20 protein-coding genes are annotated in these 25,212 nt (G+C 62.1%); 8 read left to right on the top strand and 12 right to left on the bottom strand.

Going from position 1 to position 25,212, the window contains the following annotated elements; translation table 11 throughout:
* Positions 1-6: 6 nt before the first annotated feature.
* The 9 genes from M9924_04260 to M9924_04220 all read right to left on the bottom strand — a co-directional run bounded on the left by M9924_04260 (position 7) and on the right by M9924_04220 (position 10,012).
* Positions 7-846, bottom strand: a complete 840-nt coding sequence (locus M9924_04260; protein ID MCO5063612.1) for a TIGR01459 family HAD-type hydrolase — start codon at positions 844-846, stop codon at positions 7-9.
* Positions 843-2,120, bottom strand: coding sequence for an FGGY-family carbohydrate kinase (locus M9924_04255; protein ID MCO5063611.1), 1,278 nt, complete (start codon positions 2,118-2,120; stop codon positions 843-845). The genes M9924_04260 and M9924_04255 overlap by 4 nt, the downstream gene beginning before the upstream one ends.
* Positions 2,117-3,157 carry a class II aldolase/adducin family protein gene (locus M9924_04250; GenBank protein MCO5063610.1) on the bottom strand — a complete coding sequence of 347 codons (1,041 nt, stop codon included), beginning with the start codon at positions 3,155-3,157 and terminating at the stop codon, positions 2,117-2,119. The genes M9924_04255 and M9924_04250 overlap by 4 nt, the downstream gene beginning before the upstream one ends.
* A 64-nt stretch (positions 3,158-3,221) precedes the next feature.
* Positions 3,222-4,328, bottom strand: coding sequence for a substrate-binding domain-containing protein (locus M9924_04245; GenBank protein ID MCO5063609.1), 1,107 nt, complete (start codon positions 4,326-4,328; stop codon positions 3,222-3,224).
* Between the two features lie 58 nt (positions 4,329-4,386).
* Positions 4,387-5,331 (bottom strand): ABC transporter permease, encoded by a 945-nt coding sequence (locus M9924_04240; GenBank protein ID MCO5063608.1) that lies wholly within the window; start codon positions 5,329-5,331, stop codon positions 4,387-4,389.
* Positions 5,332-5,335: 4 nt separating this feature from the next.
* Positions 5,336-6,340, bottom strand: a complete 1,005-nt coding sequence (locus tag M9924_04235) for an ABC transporter permease (GenBank protein ID MCO5063607.1) — start codon at positions 6,338-6,340, stop codon at positions 5,336-5,338.
* Entirely contained in the window at positions 6,340-7,854 is a 1,515-nt protein-coding gene (locus M9924_04230; GenBank protein ID MCO5063606.1) for a sugar ABC transporter ATP-binding protein, read from the bottom strand. The genes M9924_04235 and M9924_04230 overlap by 1 nt, the downstream gene beginning before the upstream one ends.
* Positions 7,851-9,236 carry a carbohydrate kinase gene (locus M9924_04225; GenBank protein MCO5063605.1) on the bottom strand — a complete coding sequence of 462 codons (1,386 nt, stop codon included), beginning with the start codon at positions 9,234-9,236 and terminating at the stop codon, positions 7,851-7,853. Before M9924_04225 ends, M9924_04230 begins: the two co-directional genes overlap by 4 nt.
* Positions 9,233-10,012 (bottom strand): DeoR/GlpR family DNA-binding transcription regulator, encoded by a 780-nt coding sequence (locus M9924_04220; protein MCO5063604.1) that lies wholly within the window; start codon positions 10,010-10,012, stop codon positions 9,233-9,235. The genes M9924_04225 and M9924_04220 overlap by 4 nt, the downstream gene beginning before the upstream one ends.
* 225 nt (positions 10,013-10,237) lie before the next feature.
* Between M9924_04220 and M9924_04215 the strand changes: the two genes are divergently transcribed.
* The gene (locus tag M9924_04215; protein ID MCO5063603.1) at positions 10,238-12,340 is read left to right on the top strand and encodes a bifunctional rhamnulose-1-phosphate aldolase/short-chain dehydrogenase; all 2,103 of its coding nucleotides are present in this window, start codon (positions 10,238-10,240) and stop codon (positions 12,338-12,340) included.
* Here M9924_04215 and M9924_04210 read toward each other — a convergent pair.
* Positions 12,330-14,819, bottom strand: coding sequence for a heavy metal translocating P-type ATPase (locus tag M9924_04210; GenBank protein ID MCO5063602.1), 2,490 nt, complete (start codon positions 14,817-14,819; stop codon positions 12,330-12,332). The genes M9924_04215 and M9924_04210 overlap by 11 nt on opposite strands.
* Before the next feature lie 91 nt (positions 14,820-14,910).
* Positions 14,911-16,059, bottom strand: coding sequence for an Mrp/NBP35 family ATP-binding protein (locus M9924_04205; protein ID MCO5063601.1), 1,149 nt, complete (start codon positions 16,057-16,059; stop codon positions 14,911-14,913).
* Positions 16,060-16,154: 95 nt separating this feature from the next.
* Here M9924_04205 and M9924_04200 point away from each other — a divergent pair, with 95 nt between their 5' ends.
* The 6 genes from M9924_04200 to M9924_04175 all read left to right on the top strand — a co-directional run bounded on the left by M9924_04200 (position 16,155) and on the right by M9924_04175 (position 23,195).
* The gene (locus M9924_04200; protein ID MCO5063600.1) at positions 16,155-17,078 is read left to right on the top strand and encodes a LysR family transcriptional regulator; all 924 of its coding nucleotides are present in this window, start codon (positions 16,155-16,157) and stop codon (positions 17,076-17,078) included.
* Between the two features lie 96 nt (positions 17,079-17,174).
* Complete coding sequence (locus M9924_04195) at positions 17,175-17,648, top strand: formate dehydrogenase subunit gamma (protein MCO5063599.1); 474 nt, start codon at positions 17,175-17,177, stop codon at positions 17,646-17,648.
* A complete protein-coding gene (locus M9924_04190) occupies positions 17,645-19,207 on the top strand; it encodes an NADH-quinone oxidoreductase subunit NuoF (protein MCO5063598.1) in 1,563 nt (520 codons plus the stop codon). The genes M9924_04195 and M9924_04190 overlap by 4 nt, the downstream gene beginning before the upstream one ends.
* 37 nt (positions 19,208-19,244) lie before the next feature.
* Positions 19,245-22,121, top strand: a complete 2,877-nt coding sequence (fdhF, locus tag M9924_04185) for a formate dehydrogenase subunit alpha (protein ID MCO5063597.1) — start codon at positions 19,245-19,247, stop codon at positions 22,119-22,121.
* A gap of 17 nt (positions 22,122-22,138) precedes the next feature.
* Positions 22,139-22,963, top strand: a complete 825-nt coding sequence (gene fdhD / locus M9924_04180) for a formate dehydrogenase accessory sulfurtransferase FdhD (protein MCO5063596.1) — start codon at positions 22,139-22,141, stop codon at positions 22,961-22,963.
* Complete coding sequence (locus M9924_04175; protein ID MCO5063595.1) at positions 22,953-23,195, top strand: formate dehydrogenase subunit delta; 243 nt, start codon at positions 22,953-22,955, stop codon at positions 23,193-23,195. The genes fdhD and M9924_04175 overlap by 11 nt, the downstream gene beginning before the upstream one ends.
* Positions 23,196-23,199: 4 nt before the next feature.
* On the opposite strand, the gene M9924_04170 is transcribed toward M9924_04175, so the two are convergent.
* Positions 23,200-24,054: a sugar phosphate isomerase/epimerase gene (locus tag M9924_04170; GenBank protein ID MCO5063594.1), complete on the bottom strand. Its 855-nt coding sequence runs from the start codon at positions 24,052-24,054 to the stop codon at positions 23,200-23,202.
* A gap of 273 nt (positions 24,055-24,327) precedes the next feature.
* Here M9924_04170 and M9924_04165 point away from each other — a divergent pair, with 273 nt between their 5' ends.
* Positions 24,328-25,212: a phosphotransferase family protein gene (locus tag M9924_04165; protein ID MCO5063593.1), complete on the top strand. Its 885-nt coding sequence runs from the start codon at positions 24,328-24,330 to the stop codon at positions 25,210-25,212.

Here is a 25,212-nt window from a genome sequence, read left to right as displayed (position 1 = left end):
CGATCCTCACCACGCGAAGGCAGGCAGCAAATAGTCAGGGGCCGCGCCATGTTTCTTGTACAGTTCGGCCCGTTCGCCATCGGACAGGCTGTCCAGCACGCCCGTCGCGACAAGGACCGTCGACAGGCCCGCCTGCTGCCCGCCCGCAATGTCATGCTCGATGCTGTCGCCAATGCAGGCGGTTCGCGCGGCGAGCGCATGGCCGATGAGTTCCTTCGCCGCATCATAGATTTCCGGAAAGGGCTTGCCGATCCATTTCACCGGGCCGCCCATGCCGGCATAGACTTCGGCGATCTGCCCCGCGCCGAAACGCGGGCCAACCGGGGTCAGCATGATCTTGTCCGGGTTCGTGCAGATGCAGGGGACTTGTCGCGTAGCGGCAGGCTCGAGCAATCTGCGATAGTGGTCCATGTCATATGTGTCCGCCTCGCTGCCCGACAGCAGGACGACATCAGCATCGTTCCCGGTTTCGACGAGGTTGAGCGGCAGTCCCTCAATCGCAGACTTGTCCCCGCCGCGCGCGAGCAGCAGGCAATTGCGGCCAGCATGGTCGGGGGAGGTGGCAAGCATGCGCCAGGCGACTTCGCCGGATGACAAAAAGCTGTCCCAACTTCCCTTCCTGAAGCCAAGACGCAGCAATCGTTCTTCATTGGGCGCGGAGCGGCGGCCCGAATTGGAGAGCAGCACGATCGTCTTACCCGTACTCTTGAGGTTCGTCAGGGTCTCCACCGCGCCGGGGTAGGGCGCACTGCCATCGTGAAGCACGCCGAACTGGTCGATGAGGAACGCATCGAACATCGGAACCAGATCCCGCACGCCGCCGAGCTGGTGGTGCGGAAAACTCATGCCACTACTCCCGAAGCGATTGCGCCCTTGAGCGCAAGCCGAGCCGTGCCCACCGCCGCATCCGTGCTGTCGGCATCCGGCATTGGAACGCTCAGGAGTCTGTGTCGAATTGCTGTCCACACTGCGTTGGCGGCGCCGCCGCCGACCGTGCGCAGGCTCGACAATTGTGGCGCGCCAAGCTCAGCGAGACGCTGGTATCCCAATTGCTCGATGGCGGCTATTCCCTCCAGCAACCCCTGCAGAAACAATGCGTCATCGCCGGGGCGCGGTGACATGCGCGGCTCCAGACCGGGATCGGCGAATGGAAAACGCTCGCCGCGCGACGGCAGCGGGTAATAGTTCAGGCCGCTCGGGGTTGAGGGGTCGATCCGGGCCGACAGTGCGGCCAGCCGGTCTGCGTCGAAGAATTGGGCGAGCACCCGCCCGCCCGTGTTCGAAGCGCCACCCGCCAGCCAGGTGTCGCCGATGCGGTGGCTGTAGATCCCGAATTGGGGCGCGAAGATCGGTCGGTCGCAGAGAAGCTTGATGGTGAGCGATGAGCCCAGCGCGGTTACGCCGTCGCCCGGTTTGCTCGCGCCCGTGGCGAGAAACGATGCGCAGCCGTCCGTGGTACCCGCCACGATGACGACATCATCCGGCAGGCCAAACCGGCGGGCCGCGGCTTGGGCGATTGTGCCGAACGGACTGCCGGGTTCTCTCACCTCCGGCAGCAGCGCCGGAGAAAGGCCGGTCTCGGCGATCCAGTCCGGCCAAGCCCGAGTGACGGGGTCATAGCCTGTCTTGAGCGCATTGTTGTCGTCGCTCAGGTCGAAGCGGCCGGAGAAGTGGCCCGCAATCCAGTCGGCCTGATGGATGATCTTGCGGACATGCGCGACGTTCGAGAACAGGAGCGCTCGCGCAAGGCCGGAATTCGCGCCGTGGGCGGCGCTTTCGGCGGGCGCCAGTCGGGAAATGTTCGTGACGATGGATTGGTCGGAAACCGCATCATTGTACATGAGCGGCTGTGCCAGCGGCGTGCCTGCCGCATCAACGGGTAACACCGTACCTGACGTACCATCGACAGCGATGGCACGCACCGTCTTTGGATCGATCTGTTGCAGGACGGCGGTCAACGCCTTGCCGACCGCATCCCACCAGCGCTCGGGATTGCGCACCGTGCTGTCCGCCCGACCGAAGCTGGTTGCCGCCTGCGCCGCGATCGTTCCCCTGACGCCCATGGCTGCGGCTCGCGCGCCGGAGGTGCCGATGTCGATGCCGACGACGAGCGGGCTCATGCCGAAGCCGCGCGGTTCAGTTGCTGCCGGTATTTCTCGGCATCCCAGTTGAGAAGCTGGTCGTGATCCTCTTCAGAAAGATAGCGGATCGGCGCGCCTTCCGGGATGCGCAGTGTCACGTCCGAGAGGCAGCGCGCCATCGCCTGCGCGCCTTCCGTCGCATCGGAGCGCATCAATACGCCCCGCCCCGGAAAGACCAGTGCCGCGGGGGCGAAACCGAGGCGCGCCTCGACCTGTTCGAGGGTTTCACCGTCTTGCGCGACCGCAGTTCCGGCTCCGAGAAAGATGACGTGGTCGGGATAGAGGCTACCGCCTTCGGCCACCTTCAACGCCCATTCATCCAGCGCAACGCCGTGGACGGCCTCGTCGGTCGGCAGGCGATAGTCGCCTGCATTTGCGTGCCTCGCCAATGCCGTTTCGTCGAAGGAACCGACATTGCGCGGAGCGGCGCGCAGCCTTTGTTTGACTGTGTCGAGCAGACGTTCCGCTTCCTCAACCGTGTCGGCGGCGACGACCAGTCCGTGATTGGCAAGCACAAGCACATCCGGCTCTGTGCCGAGTTTCGCATCAATGGCGAGCGCCAAGGGTAGTCCGGGCCGCGCATAAGGGACCAGCGCCCATCTGATGCCGTCGAGGCGTTCTGCCAGCAGCGTTTCGCAATCGGTGCGGACGGCCAGCGCGATTGTGTCGACGCAGTGCACATGTACCACCACGCGATGCGGCATCAAGGCGTGAACCGTGGTCTCGATGGAAGGGCGCAAGCCGCCCGGATTGAGTTCGGTCAGTGTAAATTCCTGCGCGCGGTCGGCACGCGGGTCGAAGCTGCGTACCGCATCGATGAGGGGTGGAATCGCGACCGGAACCATGATCTCGCGCTCGCGCGCATGGGCGAGCCAGGTGCCCGATGCCTTGATCCACAAGACATCGCCAGCCTTGATCGACGTGTTCCCGCCCGCTCCCTGCGTCAGCAGCGGGTCGGCACCGATCCGTGCTGAGAAATCGCGAAGCGCCTCAAGTTCAGTGTGCCAGTCGGACATCGTTTTATTCCGGGAAAGGTTGCGGCCCGCCGCGATGCAGCGGACCGCCTCGACAAGAGATGTGTCAGAAGTCGAAATCGTTGATGTTGTCCTTCGTGAACACGAAGGGCGCGCCGAGCAGGATTTCCGAACCGTTGATGACGGACAGATCACCCAGCTTCCCGGCCTTCACCGAGGTCGCTCCGGCCTTGAGGTCGCCGTCGGCCACGGCGCGCAGCACATAGGCCGCCGCATAGCCGAGATCGACCGGGTTCCAAAGCACCACCGATTTGACGCAGCCGGAGGACACGTATGGCTTCATGGCATTCGGCGTCGCCAGTCCCACGACCGAGATGCTGCCGCACTTGTTGGCCTGTGTCACGGCGTCGGCGGCAGCCGGGGTGGCAACCGAAGTCATGCCGAAGATGCCCTTCATCTCATCGCCATATTTGTTGATGAGCGTATTCGCCTGATTGAAGGACAGGATATTGTCTTCCTGTGCTTCCACCGTTTCGAGCCACTTCATGTTTGGATGGCACTTGGCCTGATAAGCGGCCATCTCGGAGATCCAGCGTGCCTGGTTCGGCGTCGTGAAGGTCGAGGTCACGATGGCGAAAGCACCGTCGTCCCCGATCTCGGCGGCCATCGCGTCGACCATCGACTTGGCGATGCCGTTGAACTCCGCCTGATTGACGAACCACTGGCGCGCATCGGGCGTGGAGTTGGCGTCATAGCCGACCACGTTGATGCCGGCCGCGAGCGCCTTCTTCAGCACGGGCGCGATGGCCACCGGATCGTTGGCGGCGAACAGGATGCCGTCCACGCCGCTGGTGATGTAGTTGTCGATCAGCGTGATCTGGTCATCGATGTTCGCCTTGCTCGGGCCGTCCGTCTTGGCGTTCATCGTGCCCATTTCCTTGGCCGCATCGGCAATGCCTTTGGATGTGGCGTTGAAATAGCCGATGCCGACCAGCTTCGGCACGTCCACGACTTCGAGCGTCTTGCCCTTGCGGTCCGGCGCATTGGTGGGCTCACCGCCGTCATAGGGCTTGGCCGTCGCCGTCGGTGGGGTGGCGTCGCAGGCCAGCGGATTGGTAGGCAGGTCATCGCCGCCGGTCCATGCCGACTGCGCTTGGCTGAGGCTTGTCGAGAAGGACAAGGCCAGGAATGCGGATAGCAGTACTTTACCCATTTTCTCCTCCAGATATCGTCTCACCGGAGAGCGGCAGTGACGACGATCTACTCCCGAATTATCGAGTGCCGCTCCTCTCGAAGAGGTTGCTGGCGAGTATCGCCAGTATCAGAACTGCGCCGATCAGCATGATTGTGCCGTCGCCCTTGACGCCTGCCAGAGACAGGCCGTTCTTCAATGCCTGAATGAGGCACAGGCCGATCATGGTGCCGACGATCGTGCCGCGACCGCCGAAGATCGATGTGCCGCCGAGCACCACCGCCGTGATGGCGTCCAGCTCGATACCTGTGCCCATGTCCGAGCGGGTCGTCGAGACACGGGAAACGAAGATCACTGCGGCAACGGCAGCCGCGAAACCCGAGACGGTGTAAAGCGCAAGCTTTGTGCCTTCGACGGAAAGGCCCGAAAAGCGCGCTGCGACTTCGTTGTTGCCGATGGCGTACACCGTGCGTCCCCAGCGCGTATAGGCAAGGATGATCGAGGCAAGGATCGCGGCGACGAAGAGCAGCCACAACTGCGTCGGGACGCCAAGCACCTCGCCTTGTCCGAGCACGTAAAACCAGTCTGGATAGCCGCGCACGGAGCGCGCTTGGCTGATGCCTTCCGCCAATCCGCGATAAAGCGCGAGCGTGGCGAGGGTGGCGATCAGCGGCGGCACGCGGAAGCGCGTGATGATGACGCCGTTTACAAATCCCGCGAAGGTGCCGACGGCGATTGCCGCCAGCGCCGCGAAGGGGAGCGGCAGGCCGACATTCTGCCAGAAAACGCCAGTCAGGATCGCCGTCAGACCGAGGATCGAGCCGACCGATAGGTCGATGCCGCCTGTTGCGATGATGAAGGTCATCGCGATGGCGATCAGGCCTGTTTCGGTCATCAACCGTCCCTGGTTGAGCAGGTTGCTAACGGTGAAGAATTTGTCGGACTGGAATGACAATATGAGCAACACGACCGCCAGAAGGATGGCGAGTAACACTTCGTGCCTCAGCAGGGATGCGAGCCTCATCGCCTCAGATCCTCCTGCTGCGCCGGTACATGTCGGCAAGCACCGTCGCAAGGATCAGCAGGCCGATCACCGCGCGCAGCCAGTAGGCGGATACGTTCGTGAAGATAAGCGCCGAGCCGATGGTGGCGAACAGGATCGCGGCGAGCGTCGAGCCGATCACGGTGCCTGAGCCGCCGAGGATCGAGACGCCACCGATCACCGCCGCCGTGATGATGGTGAGTTCGAGGTTCGGCGGAACCGTCGACTGGATGACCTGCAATTGCGTGGCGAACAGGATGGTCGCCAGCCCGGCGAACATGCCGTGAATGACGAACACGGCAACGATGCGCCGCTCGGCGGGGATGCCGGTTGCGACTGCCGCTTCCGCATTGCCGCCAAGCGCGTAGAGCGAGCGCCCGAAGGCCGAGTAGCGCATCCATGCAGCCGCAAGCAGCGTCAGCACGACCATCGCCACGAGCGGCACCGGCAGGCCGAACAGCTTCTTCTGCGCGATCATGAAGGTTGGGGGCAGGTCGCTGATCCATGTGCCACCGGTCGCGCTGATGAGGCCTCCGCGCAGGATCGACAGCGCGCCGAGCGTGACGACGATGGACGGAATGCGGGCATAGGCAACGAGAGTGCCGATCACGCCATTGATCGCCATGCCGACCAGCACGGGGATGAACCACGCAACCCATACCGGATATCCAGCGACGGCGAGCGTGCCCGATATGGTCGCGAGAACGCCGATCAGCGCGCCGACGGACACGTCGATATTACCGGTGATGATGACCATCGACATGCCGATGGCGGCGATGGCGATATAGGCGTTGCCGGCGAAAATGGTGGTGAGGTTGTTGGCGCTGATGAAGCGCGGGTTGACGATGGTCACAACCACGAACAGCGCGACGATAGCGAGAAGGACGACGATCTCCTGCCCATAGTCGGACATCAGCCGCTGGAATGCGCCGGGCCGTTGGGCCACTCGGGCTGGCCGGACCGGAGGCAGGTCGAGGTCGGTCATGGCCATCATGCCGCCTCCGCCGTTCGATGCGCGGTCATCGCGGCGCCGACCCGTTCCGCCGTGGCGTCCGCGCGTGAAATCACGTCGGTGATGCGTCCGCCGCTCATCACGAGGATACGGTCGCTCATGCCGAGAACTTCCGGCAGTTCGCTGGAGATCATCAGGATGGCCACGCCGTTGCGCACCAACTCGCCCATGATGGAATGGATTTCGGATTTCGCGCCGACATCGACGCCGCGCGTCGGCTCGTCGAGGATCAGCACCTTCGGATGGGTTTCCAGCCATTTGGCGATGACGACCTTCTGCTGATTTCCGCCCGAAAGCTGGCCGACCGGCTGGTCGATGTCGCGGCAGCGCACGCCGAGCCGCTTCACCGCCGCGAGCGCCCGTTTTGCCTCTGCAGAAGCGCGGATGAAGATGCCGCTCGACACCTTGTCGATGGTCGCCATCGTGATGTTCTTGCGGATGGCCATCGCCTTGACGAGACCTTGCAGGCCGCGATCTTCCGGCACATAGGCGATGCCCAGGTCGCGCGCCTGTATGGGCGAACCGATGCGCACCGGCCTGCCGTCGAGCGTGACTTGGCCGCTCGTTGCGGGCGTCATTCCGAACAGGGTGAGCGCAAGTTCCGTGCGCCCGCTACCAACGAGACCCGCCACGCCGAGGATTTCACCCTTCCGCAACGAAAAGGAAATGTCCTGCACATGGCGTCCGTGATTGAGGCTCTTAACCTCAAGCACGGTCTCGCCGATGGGAACGTCCGCCTTCGGAAACAGGCTCTCGATGGAGCGTCCGACCATCAGCGACACGAGGTCCTGCTCGGTGACTTCGTGGATGTCCTTCGTCGCGACGAATGCGCCGTCGCGCAGCACGGTCACGCGGTCTGCCAGCGCGAAAATTTCCGGCATGCGATGGCTGACATAGATGATGCCGACGCCGCGTTCGCGCAGCTGGCGGACAATGGACATCAGCCGCTGGACGTCGGATTCAACCAGTGAGGCAGTCGGTTCGTCCATGATAAGGATGCGCGCATTTCGGCTGAGCGCCTTGGCGATCTCGACGCGCTGGCGTTGCGCGACCGACAGCGTCAGCACCTTCGCGTCCACGTCAAGCTCGTAGGTATCGAGCGAGTCCAGCAGGTCGCGGGTGCGTGCGCGCACAGCCGACCAGTCGATGATGCCCGCTGCCGTGCGCGGGTAGTGGCCAAGGAACACGTTTTCCGCGACGGACAGCTCGGGAAACAGGAGAAGCTCCTGATAGACGGTTGCGATGCCCGCCGCAGTCGCATCGCGCGTCGAGCCGAATTTCGTTTCTTCGCCGCCAACGAAGATGGAGCCGCCATCAGGTTGGTACAGTCCAGACAGGATTTTGATGAGGGTCGATTTTCCGGCCCCGTTTTCGCCGAGCAGCGCGTGAACTTCGCCGGGCCGCACGTCGAAGCTCACATCCTTCAACACTTTCACGCCGACGAAGGATTTGGAGATTTTCTCCAGCCTGACGAAGGGTTCGGAGGTCGTCATGCGCCGCGCTCCCTTGCCCGACGGGTTTCCGCGAGTTCGCGCCAGCGGTCCCGATAGGCTTCCAGACCGTCGATCGCACCCGCGTCAATTTCAACGGTTTCGTCGCTGAACGGGGCCAGCCCGAGCGCCTTGAACGCAAGCGCGGCGGCCCCCGTCGCGGAGCCTTCGCTCATCGAACTGCGGAGCATTTTCTGCCCTCTGCGAAGTTGTCCGAGCATGGAAGTGAAGGCTTCGATCCTCGCAAGCCCACCATCGACTATAATCGCATTGTCCGAGTGGATCAGGTCGAGCGACAGATCGGTCATCATCACCACATAGAGAACCGCCGCTGCTGCGCGCTCCTCGCCTTCCGCGTCGCCGCCGACGATTTCGCCACGCGTCTCGGGAAAGGGACCTCCTGCGGTCCAGGACGGCATGACGAACACACCCCGTGCAATGACGTTCTCGATCGCCGTGCGTGAGATCGGTTCGTTCCATCCGCCGCTTATGAGGTCATATTCGCGGCCGCCCATGAAGCGCAGCGAAGGCGCGGGTTCGCCGTCGACCGTGACATTCGAGATCATGTCCCGGTCCTTGTCGAGCGCATCGAGCGGACAGTCGAGATTGATGATGATGACCCAGGTTCCGGTTGAAACAAGCGTAAAACCGGTAAGGCCGGTCATGCGGTAATAGGCCAATGCGGCGTTCGAATCGTGCACGCCGTTGTGCACCGCAAGCGCGATCTCGCGTCCGTCGGAAAGCGCGATGCGAGCTTCGCCGACGATGGCGCCTGCGGGCGCAATCGGCGGAAACTTGCCTCGCCAGCCGAGCCGGTCCACCAGTGAAGAGAAGTCGCGCTTCAGCGGCGCCCACAAATGACTGTGCGCGCCAAGATAGGAAAATTCGGCAAAGGGCCTGCCGCAAAGTCGCCAGACCCAGAATTGCGGGTAGCAGAGAATATTGTCCGTCGCTGCAAGGCGTTCCGGCTCTTCGGCCTCAAGCCAGTAGAGATGCCGCGCAATGCAGAAGCCGAGCGGCAGATGGGGCGTAAAGGTCTCGGAAAAATCCGGAAGCATCGGGTCGATCACCGCTGCGACCGCGTCGGGAATTTCCTGCTCATAGTCGAGCACGGGATGCAGAAGCTCGCTCTCGCCCCGCGTCAGCGCGAAGGTGCAGCCATGGGCGGAGATCATGACGCCGGAGAGATCGAAGCGGCTCGCCGCGTCACTGAGTTCCTGTATCATCCAATCGCCGAGGCGCTGGTCGTCCAGCACGCTGCGACCCCGATACTGCATCCAGACCGGCTTCATACGCCGTTCGTCTAGCAATGCGCCCTCGTGCGAAAAGACGAAAAGCTTGGAATTGGTTTTGCCGAAGTCGAAGACGGCCAGCGCGCGGTTCATGGCGCACCTCCTGGCCCGGCGATCTTGATTGCGATGCCGGCATTCTCCAGCATGCGCGCGGCCTGATCGGTGAGGCCGTCATCGGTGATGACGGCTGCGATGCGCGACAGCGGAAGCGAAACGTTGCGGGCATGAATGGAGAACTTGCGGCTGTCCGCCAGAACGATGATCTGGTCGGAATTCTGACTCAGCTCGACGATCGAGCGCACCATCAGCGGGTGCGATTCGAGGAGGCCGTCCGGCCCGATGCCCTGCGCGCCGAGGAAGAATTTCGATGCATAGAATTGCGGCATGAACTGCGGTGAATAGATGACGCGCGGCTCACGGTGCAGTTCACCGCCTGCAACGGTCAGGCTGCACTTTCCGTGATCGCCCAGAAATGCCGCCAGCGGCATGGAATTGGTGAAGAGCCTGATGTTCCTGTCGGCAAGCTTGACGCCGAGGTGAAAGCAGGTCGAGCCGCCATTGACGATCACGGCGTCGCCATCCTGGACCATCGTGGCCGCAAGGTCCGCGATGGCGCGTTTCGCGTCCACCGCAAGGTCGCGGTTTTCGTCATAGGGGCGGGCATAGGCAGTCGCGACGCTGGCTGCTCCGTCCAGCGCGGAAACGCCGCCATAGACTTTGCGCGCCGTGCCGAGTTCATCGATCTTGTCGATGTCGCGGCGCACGGTTGCCGCCGAAACGCCCAGGCGTTCCTGCAATTCGCGAACCGACGCGAAAGGCCTGTCGCGCAACAGTTCCACGATCTGCCGCCGGCGGACCAAATCGCTCAAGCTGCTCCTCCCAAGCCTCTTATCAACAGAGGCATGATCTAACTTACGCATATTTGAAGTGCTGGCAAGCTCGTTGTGCATAAAATCAATCATTTCGCACTGCAAGCAAGCTGTATTGCACCGCAATATGATTGATTTTCATCTTTTTGTGATTGACTTTCGGCAAGTGTTGCGCATGAAATCATGCGGCTTGCGGACACAGGTTCGCACCGGGAGGATTGCCCCATGGTTGAAAAGCACACCGCCGCGCGGCTCTCGAAGCTGTGGGATGACGCGAAGGCTGCCGGCCTGTCGGAACCGGAGCGGCTGGTCTATCGATCCAACATCCTCGGGGCGGACAAGCGGGTCACCAACTACGGCGGCGGCAACACTTCGTCCAAGGTCCGGCAGAAAGACCCGCTGACCGGCGAAGAGGTTGAGGTGCTGTGGGTCAAGGGTTCGGGCGGGGACAGCGCGTCCATCAAGCTCGACGGCTTCGCGACGCTGTACATGGACAAGCTGCGCGCCCTGAAGAAGCTCTATCGCGGGTTGGAGCATGAGGATGAAATGGTGGGCTATTTGCCCCATTGCACCTTCAACCTCAATCCGCGTGCCGCCTCCATCGACACTCCGCTTCATGCATTTGTGCCGCGTCCATTTGTCGATCACATGCATCCGGACGCGATCATTGCGATTGCGGCCTCAAAGGATTCGAAGGCGCTGACGCAGAAGATTTTCGGTGACGAGATCGGGTGGCTTCCATGGAAGCGCCCCGGCTTCGAACTTGGTCTGTGGCTGGAGAAGTTCTGTGTCGAAAATCCCGGGGCGAAGGGTGTCGTGCTGGAAAGCCACGGCCTGTTCACATGGGGCGACACGCCGAAGGAATGCTACGAAACGACCATCAACACGATCAACAAGGCGATTGACTGGTTCGAGACGGAAACGAAGGGCAAGCCCCCCTTCGGAGGGCAGGCAACGGAGTCGTTGCCGGCGGATCAGCGGCATGCAATCGCGGCGAGGATCATGCCCGTCATTCGCGGGATGATCTCGGAGGGTGGCCACAAAGTCGGTCATTTCGACGATTCGGATACGGTGCTGGAATTCGTCAATTCGAGGAACCTGTGCCCGCTCGCCGCGCTTGGCACCTCTTGCCCGGACCATTTCCTGCGCACGAAGATCAGGCCGCTGGTCATCGAGTTCGACCCGGCAAAGCCGGATGTGGAAGACGTTCTGGCTGCGCTGCCCCATGCGGTCGAAGCCTATCGCGACGCCTATCGCACTTATTACGCGCGCTGCAAGCACGACAACTCGCCTGCGATCCGCGATCCGAATGCGGTGGTCTACCTCATGCCGGGCGTCGGTATGTTCACCTTCGCCGCCGACAAGGCCACGGCGCGCATTTCGGGCGAGTTCTATGTGAACGCCATCAATGTGATGCGCGGCTCATCGGGCGTCTCGACCTATATGGGCCTGTCCGAACAGGAGGCCTTCGACATTGAGTACTGGCTTCTCGAAGAGGCGAAGCTCCAGCGCATGCCGAAACCGAAATCGCTCGCGGGCCAGGTCGCCTTCGTCACCGGCGGCGCGGGCGGAATAGGCAAGGCAACGTCGATCCGCCTCCTGGGCGAAGGCGCTTGTGTCGTGCTCGCCGACATCGATGAAGGGGCGCTCGCCGAAGCAAGAGACGAACTCGGCAAGTCTTTTGGAAAAGATTTTGTCCACACCGTGAAGCTCGATGTTACCGATGAGGCGGGTGTGGCCTCCGGCTTTGCGGAAATGGCGGTTGCCTTCGGCGGAGGGGATATCCTGGTCTCGAACGCGGGCATTTCGTCATCGGCGCCGATCGAGGACACGCCGCTGACGATGTGGGACCGGAACATCGACATCCTGGCGAAGGGCTATTTCCTCGTGTCGCGCGAGGCGTTTCGGCTGTTCAAGCGGCAGAAGACCGGCGGCAACATCGTCTTTATCGCATCCAAGAACGGGCTTGCCGCGTCACCTAACGCGGCAGCCTATTGCACGGCCAAGGCAGCGGAGATTCATCTGGCGCGCTGCCTCGCGCTGGAAGGCGCGGAGCACCAGATCAGGGTCAACACGGTGAACCCGGATGCGGTGCTGCGCGGCTCGAAGATATGGTCGAGCGACTGGCGCGAAGCGCGTGCGGCGGCCTATTCGATGAAACCCGACGAGCTTGAGGAGCACTATCGCAAGCGCTCGATGCTCAAGCGTTCCGTCTTCCCGGAAGACATAGCCGAGGCGGTGTATTTCCTCGCTTCGGAAATGTCGTCGAAATCGACCGGCAACATCATCAATGTCGACGCGGGGAACGCTCAGAGCTTCACGAGGTGAGGTCGAGGCTGCGCAGGCGCAACGCATTGCCGATCACCGAAACAGAGGAAAGGCTCATCGCCGCCGCCGCCAGCATGGGCGAAAGCAGGACGCCCAGCAGCGGATAGAGAACGCCCGCCGCGACAGGCACGCCGACCGCGTTGTAGATGAACGCGAAGAAGAGGTTCTGCTTGATGTTGGCGATGGTTGCGCGGGCAAGACGATGCGCGCGCAATATGCCGCCGAGATCGCCCTTGACCAGCGTGATGCCTGCGCTTTCCAGCGCCACGTCCGCGCCAGTGCCCATGGCGATCCCGACATCGGCAGCGGCGAGCGCGGGCGCATCGTTCACGCCGTCTCCGGCCATCGCCACCTTGACGCCCTTTGCGTGCAGTTCGTCGACCAACGCTTTCTTGGCCTCGGGCAGCATCCCGGCGCGAACTTCGTCGATGCCGAGTTTTGCGGCAACCGCGTGCGCTGTGCGCTCGCTATCCCCCGTCGCCATGATGATCTTGATGCCGCGACCATGCAGTTCCCGGATGGCCTCTGCCGCGTTGGACTTGATCGGGTCGCTGACTGCGACGATCCCCAGCACCTGTCCGCCGGACGCGACATACATCGCCGTCTTGCCCTCACTGGCGAGCGACGTTGCGGCGTCGCTAAAGGGGGCGGTCGAAGCGCCCACCTCGTCCATCAGCGCGGCATTGCCCAGAGCGATCTCACGGTCCTCGATCAAACCGATGACGCCCTTGCCGGTGACGGCGTGAAAGGCGGAAACGGACTTAGTCACCACGCCGCGCTCCTTCGCCCCATCGACGATCGCTTCGGCGAGCGGATGTTCCGAACCCTTTTCGAGACTTGCGGCGAGCGTGAGCATATCCGTTTCCGAAATGCCTTCGGCCGCGACGACATCGGTCAGGCGCGGACGCCCTTCGGTCAGCGTGCCGGTCTTGTCCACGATGATAGTATCGATTTCCGCCAGCCGCTCCAGAGCGGCGGCTTCCTTGACCAGCACACCCGCCTGCGCGCCGCGCCCGGTCGCGGTCATCACCGACATTGGGGTGGCGAGGCCGAGCGCGCAAGGACAGGCGATGATCAGAACCGAAACGGCTGCGACGATGGCGTAGATCATGCTGGGCTGCGGCCCGAGCAGCGCCCATGCAACGAAAGCGATGGCCGCTACCGCGACCACCGCAGGCACGAAATAGGACGACACCTTGTCGGCGAGGCTCTGGATCGGCGCGCGAGAGCGCTGCGCCTTGGCGACCATTTCGACAATGCGCGAAAGCATCGTTTCGGAGCCAACCTTTTCGGCGCGCATGACAAGCGTTCCGTTGCGATTCAGCGTGCCGCCGATCAGCGCGGCTCCGGGCTGTTTTTCGACCGGCAGGGGTTCGCCGCTTATCATGGATTCGTCGACTGCGGATTGGCCGTCCGTGACGATTCCATCGACGGGGACGCTCTCGCCGGGGCGAACCCTCAACAGATCGCCGGATTTTATTTCTGAAAGCGGCACATCCGTCTCGTTGCCGTCGGCGTCGATGCGCCGCGCGAACTTGGGCGCAAGGTCGAGCAGGGCGCGAATGGCCGACCCGGTGCGCTCGCGTGCCCTCAGTTCGAGAACCTGACCGAAAAAAACAAGCGCGATGATGACAGCCGCCGCTTCGAAATAGACCGGCACCGAACCACCATGTCCCCGAAACTGGTGCGGGAACAGGTCCGGAAAAAGCGTGGCGAACACGCTGTAGAAATAGGCTGCTCCGACACCGACGGAAATCAGTGTCCACATGTTGGGGCTGCGATTGACGATGGAAGCCCAGCCGCGCCTGAAAAAAGGCAGGCCCGCCCACAACACCACGGGGGTGGCGAGCAGGAGTTCCAGCCACACGGTCCACTCTCCTCCGATCCACTCGCGCAAAGGCAGGCCGACCATCGGAGCCATGGCAATGACAAAAAGGGGAACGGAAAGCGCGGCACTTATCCAGAAGCGACGCGTGAAATCGACCAGTTCGGGATTTGGTCCCGAATCGGCGGAAGGGGAGACAGGCTCAAGCGCCATGCCGCAGATCGGGCAGTCGCCCGGCGCATCGCGTATGATCTCGGGATGCATCGGACAGGTGTAGAGCGTACCTTTCGGCATCGGGTCCGGCGCGGCGCGCTCACCGACGAACTTCGCCGGTTCGGCCTCGAAGCGTTCCTTGCACCGGGCCGAGCAGAAATAGAACTTCTTGCCCTGATGTTTCAGGAAATGAGCGGCACTTGACCGGTCGACCGTCATTCCGCAGACGGGATCGGTTGCGGTTAGATACTCCGCCGGTTCCTTCGCGAATTTCGACCGGCAGCCTTCGCTGCAAAAGTGGAACGTCCGGCCGGCATGTTCCACGCGCGGTTTGCCGGCTTGCGGATCGACGAGCATTCCGCAAACGGGATCGCGCGTGACATGGTTCTTAGGCTTGCCGCTACCGGAACAGCAGCTTCCATCGTGTGCGTGGGCGTGCATGGTGTGGGGGTCGTGACTGGTCATTCTCTTGCCGGATTCGTTGTACCCGGCTCAGATAGGGCTTCCAGTGACTGGAAGGTCAAGCGACGCGCTATTCGAAGATGATGGCTGGTCCCTGCGCGGCCTTCGTCTCGGCTTGCAGGCGTTCCCAGGCCTTCGCCGCGATTTCGCGATAGACCTTTGTCTGGGCGCTATTGGGACGCGACGCGACGACCGGTTCGCCGATGTCGGAAAGCTCGCGCGTTTCCATTTCCAAAGGTACTGCACCGAGGAATGGAACGCCGAGACGCTCCGCCTCTTTCTGCGCGCCGCCATGGCCGAAAATGTCGTAGCGCTTGCCCGTGTCGGGCGCGATGAAATAGCTCATGTTTTCCACCAGACCGAGCAAGGGAACATCGACCTTGCGAAACATGTTCAAGCCCTTGCGGGCGTCGATCAGGGCGAGGTCCTGCGGTGTTGAGACGATCACGGCGCCCGCCAGAGGAACCTGCTGTGCCATGGTCAACTGGGCATCTCCGGTGCCCGGCGGCATATCGACCACGAGAACGTCAAGCTCTCCCCATTCCACCTCGCGCAGCATCTGGGTCAGCGCCGACATCACCATCGGCCCGCGCCATATCATCGGCGTTTCCTCATCGACCAGAAAGCCCATGGACATGACCTTGAGGCCGTAATTCTCCATCGGTTTCAGGATCTTGCCGTCGACTGTCTGCGGCCGGCCATGGATGCCGAGCAGGCGCGGCATGGACGGGCCGTAAATGTCTGCGTCCAGCACTCCGACCTTGAGGCCGAGCGCCTGTAGCCCCAGTGCGAGGTTCACGGCCGTCGTGGATTTGCCAACACCGCCCTTGCCGGAGGCGACCGCGATGATCGCGTCGATGCCCGGCACGCCGCGCTTGCGTGACTCCGTCGGTTGGGCTTGCGGGCGTGGCGCTTGCGGCACAGGACGGGGCGGCGCAGGACGCGGCGGAGCATTTTCCATTCCGCCGCCCTTCTTCTCGGCGGTCAGCGCCACCATCGCGCTTGCCACGCCCGGCATTTCCTTGACCGCGCGTTCCGCCGCGGCGCGCAGCGGTTCCAGTTCGCGGGCGCGCGCGGCGGGAACCGTGATGGAAAAGAAAACCTTGGAATCGGCGATGAATATGTCGGACACCAATCCGAGGTCGACAAGATTGCCCGTGAAATCGGGACCCTGAATGGTCCTGAGCTTCGCGACGACGGCTTCCTTGGTAACGGACATATGCGGCATTCCCATGCGTTGTGCGCTATGAGATAGGGCAATTCGTCCGGCGAACCAAGCCGGCGCGGCGATCAGCCGCCAGGGACATCGACGAAATGATCGACAAGCTCGAATTCTTCATCGCCCTTGCCAAGGCGCAGCATTTCGGGCGCGCCGCGGAGGAACTGGGCATCACGCAACCGACCCTTTCGGCGGCGATCAAGCAACTCGAGGATCAGTTGGGCGTAATGCTGGTCAACCGGGGATCGCGCTTTCAGGGGCTGACCGACGAAGGCCAGCAGGTTCTCGGCTGGGCACGGCGGATCGTGGGCGACACGCGCGCCATGCGCGAGGAAATGCGGGCGGCGCGCAGTGGCCTTTCCGGTCGCATCCGCATCGCGGCGATTCCCACAGCACTGGCGATGGTCACCCACCTCACCACTCCGTTTCGCGAGAAGCATCCGGGCGTCAGCTTCTCGGTGCTGTCGCGCACCTCGATCGAGGTGCTTTCGCTGCTGGGCAACCTCGATATCGATGTGGGCATCACCTATCTCGACAACGAACCGCTGGGCCGTGTCGTTTCCGTGCCGCTCTATTCGGAACGCTATCAGTTGATAACGGCGGCAGGCACGCAATTCGCTGATCGAACCTCCGTCACATGGGCCGAAATGGCCGCCCTGTCGCTCTGCCTGCTGACGCCGGACATGCAGAACAGGCGCATCATCGACCAGCATTTGCAGGAAGCCGGCGTGGCGGTTCGCCCGACGCTGGAATCCAATTCCATGCTGGTTCTCTTCTCGCATATCCGCACTGGAAAATGGTCCTCGATCATGCCGCTCAATCTGGCGGAGACGTTCGGCTTCACGGAGCCGATCCGTTCGATCCCGATTGTCGAGCCGAACGCGAGCCATGTGGTCGGGCTGGTTGCCGCGCCACGCGACCCTCACACACCTCTGGTTTCGGCATTGCTGGATGAAGCGAGAGGTCTGGCCGCGACATTGCGTGACGAAACGGGAAAAGCGGCCAAGAAGCCGTCTTGATAGAAGGTTTCTATCAAACGACGATCCGCCTTTATTGATTTCGGGCTTACCCTTTGATCTGATAAGATAATGAAAATATAGGGAGGACGCTGCGTTATGCAGCCGGCGCGTACCGATATTGCGGCCCGTGCAGCCGCCGTGATCAGCGACTATCGCGGCCTTGAAGGTCCACTGCTGCCGATCCTGCATGGATTGCAGGAAGAGTTTGGCTACGTTCCGCAGGAAACCTATCAACTCATCGCGGAGGAACTGAACCTCTCTCGCGCCGAAGTCTACGGGGTCGTTTCGTTCTATCATGATTTCCGCAAGGCGCCCGCCGGGCGGCACGTGCTGAAGCTGTGCCAGGCGGAAGCCTGCCAGTCGATGGGTTCCGACCAAGTCGCCGCGAAGATCAGGCGACTGCTCGGCATCGATTTCCACGAGACGGCGGCGGACGGTTCTGTAACGCTGGAGCCTGTCTATTGCCTCGGCCTGTGTGCGTGCTCGCCATCGGCCATGCTGGACGGCGAATTGATCGGTCGCGTTGGCGACGACGAAATCGACAGCATGCTCGAAGTGATACGCACATGAGCGTCACCATCTATATCCCGCGCGATTCGGCGGCCCTTGCGCTCGGCGCGGACAAGGTGGCGCTGGCCGTGGAGCACGAGATCGCCGCGCGCGGCATGGATGCGCGCATCGTTCGCAACGGCACGCGCGGGATGATCTGGCTCGAACCTATGATCGAGGTCGAGACGACGTCCGGCCGCGTCGCCTACGGACCGGTGAAAGCAGGCGACGTGCCGGCGCTTTTCGACGCAGGCCTTGGGCTCGTCGCCCACAGCACGCACCCTCTCGCCCTTGGCGACCCGGAGAAGATCCCGTTCTTTGCCCGGCAGACTCGTCTCACCTTCGCGCGCTGCGGTTTGATCGATCCATTGTCGCTGGACGACTACCGCGCGCATGGCGGCCTGCGCGGACTGGGAAAGGCGATAGGCATGACCCAGGCCGCGATCGTGCAGGAATTGACCGATTCCGGCTTGCGCGGGCGGGGCGGCGCGGGGTTTCCGACGGGCATCAAATGGAAAACCGTGCTCGATGCGCAGGCGGACCGCAAGTACATCGTTTGCAACGCGGACGAGGGCGATTCCGGCACATTCGCGGATCGCATGATCATGGAAGGCGATCCGTTCGTCCTGATCGAAGGCATGGCCATTGCAGGCATCGCGGTCGGGGCGACCAAGGGGTATATCTACATCCGTTCCGAATATCCGGAAGCAATCAAGGTCATGAACGAGGCGGTGCTTGTCGCACGCCAGCAACATGTACTTGGCCAGCATGTGCTCGGCAGCGATTTAACCTTCGATATGGAGGTTCGTGTTGGTGCGGGCGCCTATGTCTGTGGCGAGGAAACGTCCCTGCTTGAATCGCTCGAAGGAAAGCGCGGACAGGTGCGCGCCAAGCCGCCGCTGCCAGCACACAAAGGCTTGTTCGGCAGGCCGACGGTCATCAACAATGTGATCTCGCTGGCCTCTGTCCCCGTTATTCTGGACAAAGGCGCTGCGTTCTACAAGGATTTCGGCATTGGTCGCTCGCGAGGCACAATGCCGTTGCAGATCGCAGGCAACGTCAAGCACGGCGGCCTGTTCGAGGCGGCGTTCGGCCTGACCCTCGGCGAGATCGTGGACGAGATCGGCGGCGGCACGGCGTCCGGGCGTGCGGTCAAGGCGGTGCAGGTGGGCGGCCCGCTCGGCGCCTATTTCCCGCGCGCGCTGTTCGACACGCCCTTCGACTATGAGGCGTTTGCGGCCAAGGACGGGCTGATCGGCCATGCGGGCATCGTTGTGTTCGACGACACGGCGGACATGCTGAAGCAGGCGCGCTTCGCCATGGAGTTCTGCGCGCTGGAAAGCTGCTCGAAATGCACGCCCTGCCGTATCGGTTCGACGCGGGGCGTCGAGACACTCGATCGCCTGGCGAAGGGCATCGAACCCGAGAAGCAGATCGAGCTTGTCACCGACCTCTGCAACACTATGAAGTTCGGCTCACTTTGCGCATTGGGCGGCTTCACCCCCTATCCGGTCATGAGCGCGCTCACACATTTTCCCGACGATTTCCGCCCGCATGCGGTCAGGGAGGCAGCGGAATGATCGGTTTGTGGCATCAATTGAACAAGGAGCTTTCGAGATGAGCCTCGTTCACGAGATAGACTACGGGACACCAGCCTCGGCGGCGGAAAAGACTGTCACGCTGACCGTGGACGGTGTCGAGATCACCGTACCGGAAGGCACGTCAATCATGCGCGCGGCGATGGAAGGCGGCGCGGAAATCCCCAAGCTGTGTGCAACCGACATGCTGGATTCATTCGGCTCCTGCCGTGTGTGCCTTGTCGAGATCGAGGGCAGGGGAGGGACGCCCGCCTCCTGCACGACCCCCGCGATGGAAGGCATGGTCGTGCATACCCGGACCGAGCGCCTGCAGGCTATCCGGAAGGGCGTGATGGAACTCTATATCTCCGATCACCCCATCGGCCATGATATTGCAGCGGGAACGGGTGCGAGCGAGTTCGACAAGACGATCAGGCAGATCGGACTATCCGAAGTGCGCTACGACCAGCATGGCCGCAACCATGTCATCTCGGAGAACGGCGCGGCAAATGCGGATTTCGTGCAGAAGGACGAATCCAATCCCTATTTCACCTTCGATTCTTCGCAATGCATCGTGTGCTCGCGCTGCGTCCGTGCGTGCGAGGAGGTGCAGGGCACATTCGCGTTGACCATTGAGGGCCGGGGGTTCGAAGCCCGCATCAAGTCGGGGGCAGCTGAACCATTTCTCGAATCCGAATGCGTGTCCTGCGGCGCGTGCGTGCAGGCCTGCCCGACAGATGCGCTACGCGAAAAGACGGTCCTCGAAAAGGGCATGCCGACCAGCTCGAAAGTCACGACCTGCGCTTATTGCGGGGTCGGCTGTTCCTTCAAGGCGGAGATGCAGGGAGAGGATATCATCCGCATGGTGCCTTACAAGGACGGCAAGGCAAATCGCGGCCACAGCTGCGTCAAGGGCCGCTTCGCCTGGACCTACGCTTCCCATAAGGACCGTATCCTGAACCCGATGATCCGCGAGAAGATCTCCGATCCCTGGCGGGAGGTAAGCTGGGACGAGGCCATAGCCTACATTGCCGGCGAGTTTCGTCGCATTCAATACCAGTATGGTCGCGGCTCAATCGGCGGGATCACGTCGTCGCGCTGCACGAACGAGGAGACCTTTCTCGTCCAGAAGCTTGTGCGGCAGGTGATGGGCAACAACAATGTCGATACCTGTGCGCGGGTCTGCCATTCGCCAACAGGCTATGGCCTCAAGTCGACCTTCGGAACCTCAGCAGGCACGCAGGACTTCGACTCGGTCGAACATACCGACCTCGCGCTCATCATCGGCGCGAACCCCACGGACGGCCATCCCGTATTCGCTTCGAGACTGAAGAAGCGGCTGCGCAAGGGCGCGAAGCTCATCGTCATCGATCCCCGCCGGACGGACATCGTGCGCTCGCCTCATATCGAGGCCGAATGCCACCTTGCGCTTCGCCCGGGGACGAATGTCGCCGTGGTCACCGCGATGGCGCATGTCATCGTCACCGAAGGGTTGTTCGACGAGAAGTTCATCAGGGAGCGCTGCGACTGGTCCGAGTTCGAGGACTATGCGGAGTTCGTTTCCGAGAAGCGTCACAGCCCCGAGGAAGTCGAGAAGCTTTCCGGCGTACCGGCCGATCTCTTGCGCAAGGCCGCGCGGCTCTACGCGCGCGCCGGAAACGCCGCCATCTATTATGGGCTGGGCGTGACCGAGCACAGCCAGGGTTCGACCACGGTAATTGCCATTGCCAACCTCGCAATGCTGACAGGTAATATCGGACGGCCCGGCGTCGGCGTGAATCCGCTGCGCGGGCAGAACAATGTGCAGGGGTCGTGCGACATGGGGTCGTTCCCGCACGAGCTTCCCGGCTATCGGCACGTGTCGGACGATGCGACCCGCGATATCTACGAAAGCCTTTGGGGCGTGCGGATCGACGACGAGCCGGGCCTGCGCATTCCCAACATGCTGGATGCAGCCGTCGATGGCTCATTCAAGGGCCTGTACGTGCAGGGCGAGGATATCCTCCAGTCCGATCCCAACACGCAGCATGTCGCTGCCGGTCTTGAGGCGATGGAATGCGTTGTGGTGCACGACCTCTTCTTGAACGAGACGGCGAACTATGCCCATGTGTTCCTGCCGGGTTCCACCTTCCTCGAAAAGGACGGAACTTTCACCAATGCCGAGCGCCGCATCAATCGCGTGCGCAAGGTGATGGAGCCGAAGAACGGCTTTGCTGACTGGGAAATCACCCAGATGATGGCGAAGGCGATGGGCTTCGACTGGAGCTACGAGCATCCTTCCCAAATCATGGAGGAGATTGCGCAGACCACGCCGAGCTTTGCCGGCGTGACCTTTGACCTGCTGGATCAGGAAGGTTCCGTGCAGTGGCCGTGTAACGAGAAAGCGCCGCTCGGCACGCCGGTCATGCATATTGGCGGCTTTGTTCGTGGCAAGGGCAAGCTGATACGAACGGAATATGTCGCCACGGATGAACGCACCGGCCCACGTTTCCCGCTGTTGCTGACAACCGGGCGCATCCTGTCTCAATACAATGTCGGCGCGCAGACGCGCCGCACCGAAAATGTGCTCTGGCACGAGGAGGACCGGCTCGAAATCCATCCGCACGATGCCGAAAATCGCGGCGTTCGCGAGGGCGACTGGGTCAGGGTGATTTCGCGTGCCGGTGAAACAACGCTGCGTGCGCTCATCACCGACAGGGTCACGCCTGGCGTCGTCTATACGACTTTCCATCATCCGGACACGCAGGCAAATGTCGTCACCACCGACTATTCGGACTGGGCCACGAATTGCCCGGAATACAAGGTGACCGCCGTTCAGGTAGGGCCTTCCAACGGCCCGTCCAACTGGCAGGAAGAATATGATGCGCTTGCGCGCCGCAGCCGCCGCATTTCGGGCCGGCTCGAAGCGGCGGAGTGATCGCGGCGGATGCAGCGATGAAGAAGCCGCCCGTTTCGTCCGCCAAGCGCATTGCGCGCCGCATTTCAGGCGTTCTCACGGCTGAGCGAAAAGTGCCGGAAGAAACGCCCGTGGCACTTTCTTTCGGGGGCACGACACATGCGGTCATGATGGCCAGTCCCTCCGCTCTGGAGGATTTCGCGATAGGCTTCAGCCTCACTGAAGGCATTGTCGGCAGCCCGCAAGAGATTGAATCCATTGAAATTATTGAAGCAGGCTCGGGTATCGACATTCAGATTGGCCTGAAGGACCGCGCCAATACGCGGTTCGAGGCGCGGCGGCGCAGGCTTGCCGGTCCTGTGGGATGCGGCCTTTGCGGCATTGAATCGATTGACGAAGCAATGCGTTCTGTGGCGGCTGTCGGTAAGGAAAAGATTACTTTAGACGAGAGGGACATTGCCCGGTCGGTTCGTGAGCTTGGGCGATATCAGCCGATGCATGCGGCGACCGGCGCAGTCCATGCGGCGGGCTTCTTCCGTCCGGAGGAAGGGATCGTCGCCGCGCGCGAGGATGTCGGGCGGCACAACGCGCTGGACAAGCTTGCTGGAGCGTTGGCGCGAGCCGGTGTCGAGGGCAGGAGCGGTGCGGTGGTGGTCACGTCGCGGGTGTCCGTGGAAATGGTCCAGAAAACCGCGGCCATAGGGTCGGCGTTCATCATTGCAGTCTCTGCGCCGACTGCGCTCGCGATCCGCACGGCGGAGCAAGCGGGCATGACGCTCGTGGCGCTTGTAAGGGGTGATGAGTTCGACATTTTCACCCGCGCGGATCGAATCGAGCTTGGAGCTGACCGGGATGTCGCATGAACATACCGCCATGAACACAGGCGAGAAGCTGTTCTACATGGCGAACCAGATCGCGGCATTCTTCCAGGCTCAGCCCAGGAGCGAGGCAGCGGACGGAGTTGCAAAACATATCAACGATTTCTGGGAGCCCCGCATGCGCCGCCAGTTCTTCGAGCTTGTCGATTCCGGTGCGAAGGGGCTCGCCCCACTCGTGATTGAAGCGTTGCCGAAGATCAGGCGTCCAAGGGACTAGCCGCTCAGCGCGCCGCCTTTTTCCAGTGATCCGCTATGTGCCGGTAGCCGTCGCGGTAAACCGCCTCCGGGCTTTCGGCAAAATCGCGCCAGACTTTCGTTGCGGCCGCAAGGTCCTTCAATCCGCGTCCGAAGGATTCGATCGTGAGCCAATCGTCATAACCGCTGGCGCGGATTGCGCGGAACGTCTCCTTCCACGGGATGTTGCCCCGCCCCGGTACCCCTCGGTCGTTCTCGGAAATATGGATATGGGCAATCCCGTCCACGTTTCGCGTATAGGCGCCGATGGGGTCTGTCTCCTCGATATTGGCATGGAACGTGTCGTACATGGCGCGGATGTTCGGATGGTCGACCTCCGAGAGGTGTTCGCAAAGCCCGTCCATCGTATTGACCAGATAGCATTCGAACCTGTTCAACGCCTCCAGCCCGATCGTCACCCCGCGCTTACCGGCATGGTCGCCTATGGCGCGCTGGGAGCTTTTCGAGCGCATGAACTCGGCTCGCGTGGGTCCGCTTCCGCTGAACAGCCCAAGTGTTGAATGGAGTGGTCCCGATAGCCTGTCCGCGCCAAGCGCTGCTGCGCAATCGATGACCCACCGCATATAGGCGATGCCGCGTTTGCGCGTCGCCATATCCGGGCTGATGAGGTTCATCGCCGGATCGCCCATCGCGCTGACGGCCGTGCGCTCAAGGCCTATGCGATCCAGCATTTCGCCGAGCTTGCGATAGTGGTCGGCATTGCCCTCGAAAATCGGAATCTCCACGCCGTCATAGCCGGTGGCTTTGATGTCCTTGAGCAGCCGCGCGTGGTTCTCCGTGACGTGGGTGGTCCACAGGAACATGCAGAACCCGATTTTCATGAATACCTCCCGTATCTGGTCCTACCAGATTGGCGAGAAGCGGGCAGAAACGCAATAGATGCAGGGCGGGAAGCAGGAAAAATGCCGAAGAATATTGTTCGTTATGTCTTACCGAGCATAGCCGGAACTATTCGCTTGACGTAACGTCACCTACATCAATGATATCGACTTCCGCCCGGAAATCGCAGCAATTGCATGTTGCATATGCGGTGATGTCATTGCCTTACAATTATCCCTTGCGGCATGTAGTCCGCGGTCATGAGCAACAGGCAGATGATCAGGAGTAACGAGCTTCGCATCCGGCAGCTCCCCATCTGGAAGGGCGGGGTGGCGATTGCGCCCCTGCGCGGCGGGCTCAGCAATGAGAGCTACCTGGTGACGGACGGCGCCGGCAAGCATGTCGTGCGCATGGGCAAGGACTACCCGTTTCATCATGTCTCGCGCGAGCGCGAACTGATGACGGCGCGCGCGGCTTTTGAGGCGGGATTTGCGCCTGCTATCGAACATGCGGAGCCGGGATTGATGGTCACCGCCTATGTCGACGGAAAGACGTTCGGCGCGGAAGACCTGTGCAAGGACCCCGAGCGGATCGGAAAGCTTCTTCGGCGGTTCCATCAGGCAATGCCGAAATATGTTTCCGGCCCGGCCTATCTGTTCTGGGTGTTTCATGTCATCCGCGACTATGCGCGCACGCTCCGAGACGGCGGTAGCCGCATGACCAAGGAGCTGGATTTCTATCTGTCGTTGAATGACGAGCTTGAACAGGCGCAGGTGTCGCTTCCGATCATTTTCGGGCACAACGATCTGCTTCCGAACAATTTTCTCGACGACGGCAAGCGCCTGTGGCTGATCGACTATGAATATGCCGGCTTTTCGACAGCCATGTTCGACCTCGCGGGGGCGGCGTCAAATTCGGGCATGAACGAATCGCAGTCGAACCTGCTTCTGGCGGCCTATTTCGGCGAGAAGCCCGACGATGCTCTCCAGCGGGCATACGCTGCGATGCAATGCGCATCCCTGCTGCGCGAGGCCATGTGGAGCATGGTGTCCGAGCTTTTTCTGAGCGCACCCGGCGCGGACTATGTCAGCTACACCTCAGACAACCTTTCCCGCATGCGCGAAAGCCTCACGCGCTATCGCGAGCGCTTTGCTGCCTGA

The organism is Rhizobiaceae bacterium, assembly GCA_023953835.1.
Classification (GTDB): Bacteria; Pseudomonadota; Alphaproteobacteria; order Rhizobiales; family Rhizobiaceae; genus Mesorhizobium_G.
Note: the sequence above shows the minus strand (reverse complement) of the source record. Positions and strands in the feature narration are given on the sequence as shown.

Excerpts from the sequence above, each read along its gene's own strand:
- M9924_04260 (MCO5063612.1), bottom strand. The coding sequence starts at position 846 with ATGAGTTTTCCGCACCACCAGCTCGGCGGCGTGCGGGATCTGGTTCCG.
- M9924_04255 (MCO5063611.1), bottom strand. The coding sequence starts at position 2,120 with ATGAGCCCGCTCGTCGTCGGCATCGACATCGGCACCTCCGGCGCGCGA.
- M9924_04250 (MCO5063610.1), bottom strand. The coding sequence starts at position 3,157 with ATGTCCGACTGGCACACTGAACTTGAGGCGCTTCGCGATTTCTCAGCA.
- M9924_04245 (MCO5063609.1), bottom strand. The coding sequence starts at position 4,328 with ATGGGTAAAGTACTGCTATCCGCATTCCTGGCCTTGTCCTTCTCGACA.
- M9924_04240 (MCO5063608.1), bottom strand. The coding sequence starts at position 5,331 with ATGAGGCTCGCATCCCTGCTGAGGCACGAAGTGTTACTCGCCATCCTT.
- M9924_04235 (MCO5063607.1), bottom strand. The coding sequence starts at position 6,340 with ATGGCCATGACCGACCTCGACCTGCCTCCGGTCCGGCCAGCCCGAGTG.
- M9924_04230 (MCO5063606.1), bottom strand. The coding sequence starts at position 7,854 with ATGACGACCTCCGAACCCTTCGTCAGGCTGGAGAAAATCTCCAAATCC.
- M9924_04225 (MCO5063605.1), bottom strand. The coding sequence starts at position 9,236 with ATGAACCGCGCGCTGGCCGTCTTCGACTTCGGCAAAACCAATTCCAAG.
- M9924_04215 (MCO5063603.1), top strand. The coding sequence starts at position 10,238 with ATGGTTGAAAAGCACACCGCCGCGCGGCTCTCGAAGCTGTGGGATGAC.
- M9924_04210 (MCO5063602.1), bottom strand. The coding sequence starts at position 14,819 with ATGCACGCCCACGCACACGATGGAAGCTGCTGTTCCGGTAGCGGCAAG.
- M9924_04205 (MCO5063601.1), bottom strand. The coding sequence starts at position 16,059 with ATGTCCGTTACCAAGGAAGCCGTCGTCGCGAAGCTCAGGACCATTCAG.
- M9924_04200 (MCO5063600.1), top strand. The coding sequence starts at position 16,155 with ATGATCGACAAGCTCGAATTCTTCATCGCCCTTGCCAAGGCGCAGCAT.
- M9924_04195 (MCO5063599.1), top strand. The coding sequence starts at position 17,175 with ATGCAGCCGGCGCGTACCGATATTGCGGCCCGTGCAGCCGCCGTGATC.
- M9924_04190 (MCO5063598.1), top strand. The coding sequence starts at position 17,645 with ATGAGCGTCACCATCTATATCCCGCGCGATTCGGCGGCCCTTGCGCTC.
- fdhF (MCO5063597.1), top strand. The coding sequence starts at position 19,245 with ATGAGCCTCGTTCACGAGATAGACTACGGGACACCAGCCTCGGCGGCG.
- fdhD (MCO5063596.1), top strand. The coding sequence starts at position 22,139 with ATGAAGAAGCCGCCCGTTTCGTCCGCCAAGCGCATTGCGCGCCGCATT.
- M9924_04175 (MCO5063595.1), top strand. The coding sequence starts at position 22,953 with ATGTCGCATGAACATACCGCCATGAACACAGGCGAGAAGCTGTTCTAC.
- M9924_04170 (MCO5063594.1), bottom strand. The coding sequence starts at position 24,054 with ATGAAAATCGGGTTCTGCATGTTCCTGTGGACCACCCACGTCACGGAG.
- M9924_04165 (MCO5063593.1), top strand. The coding sequence starts at position 24,328 with ATGATCAGGAGTAACGAGCTTCGCATCCGGCAGCTCCCCATCTGGAAG.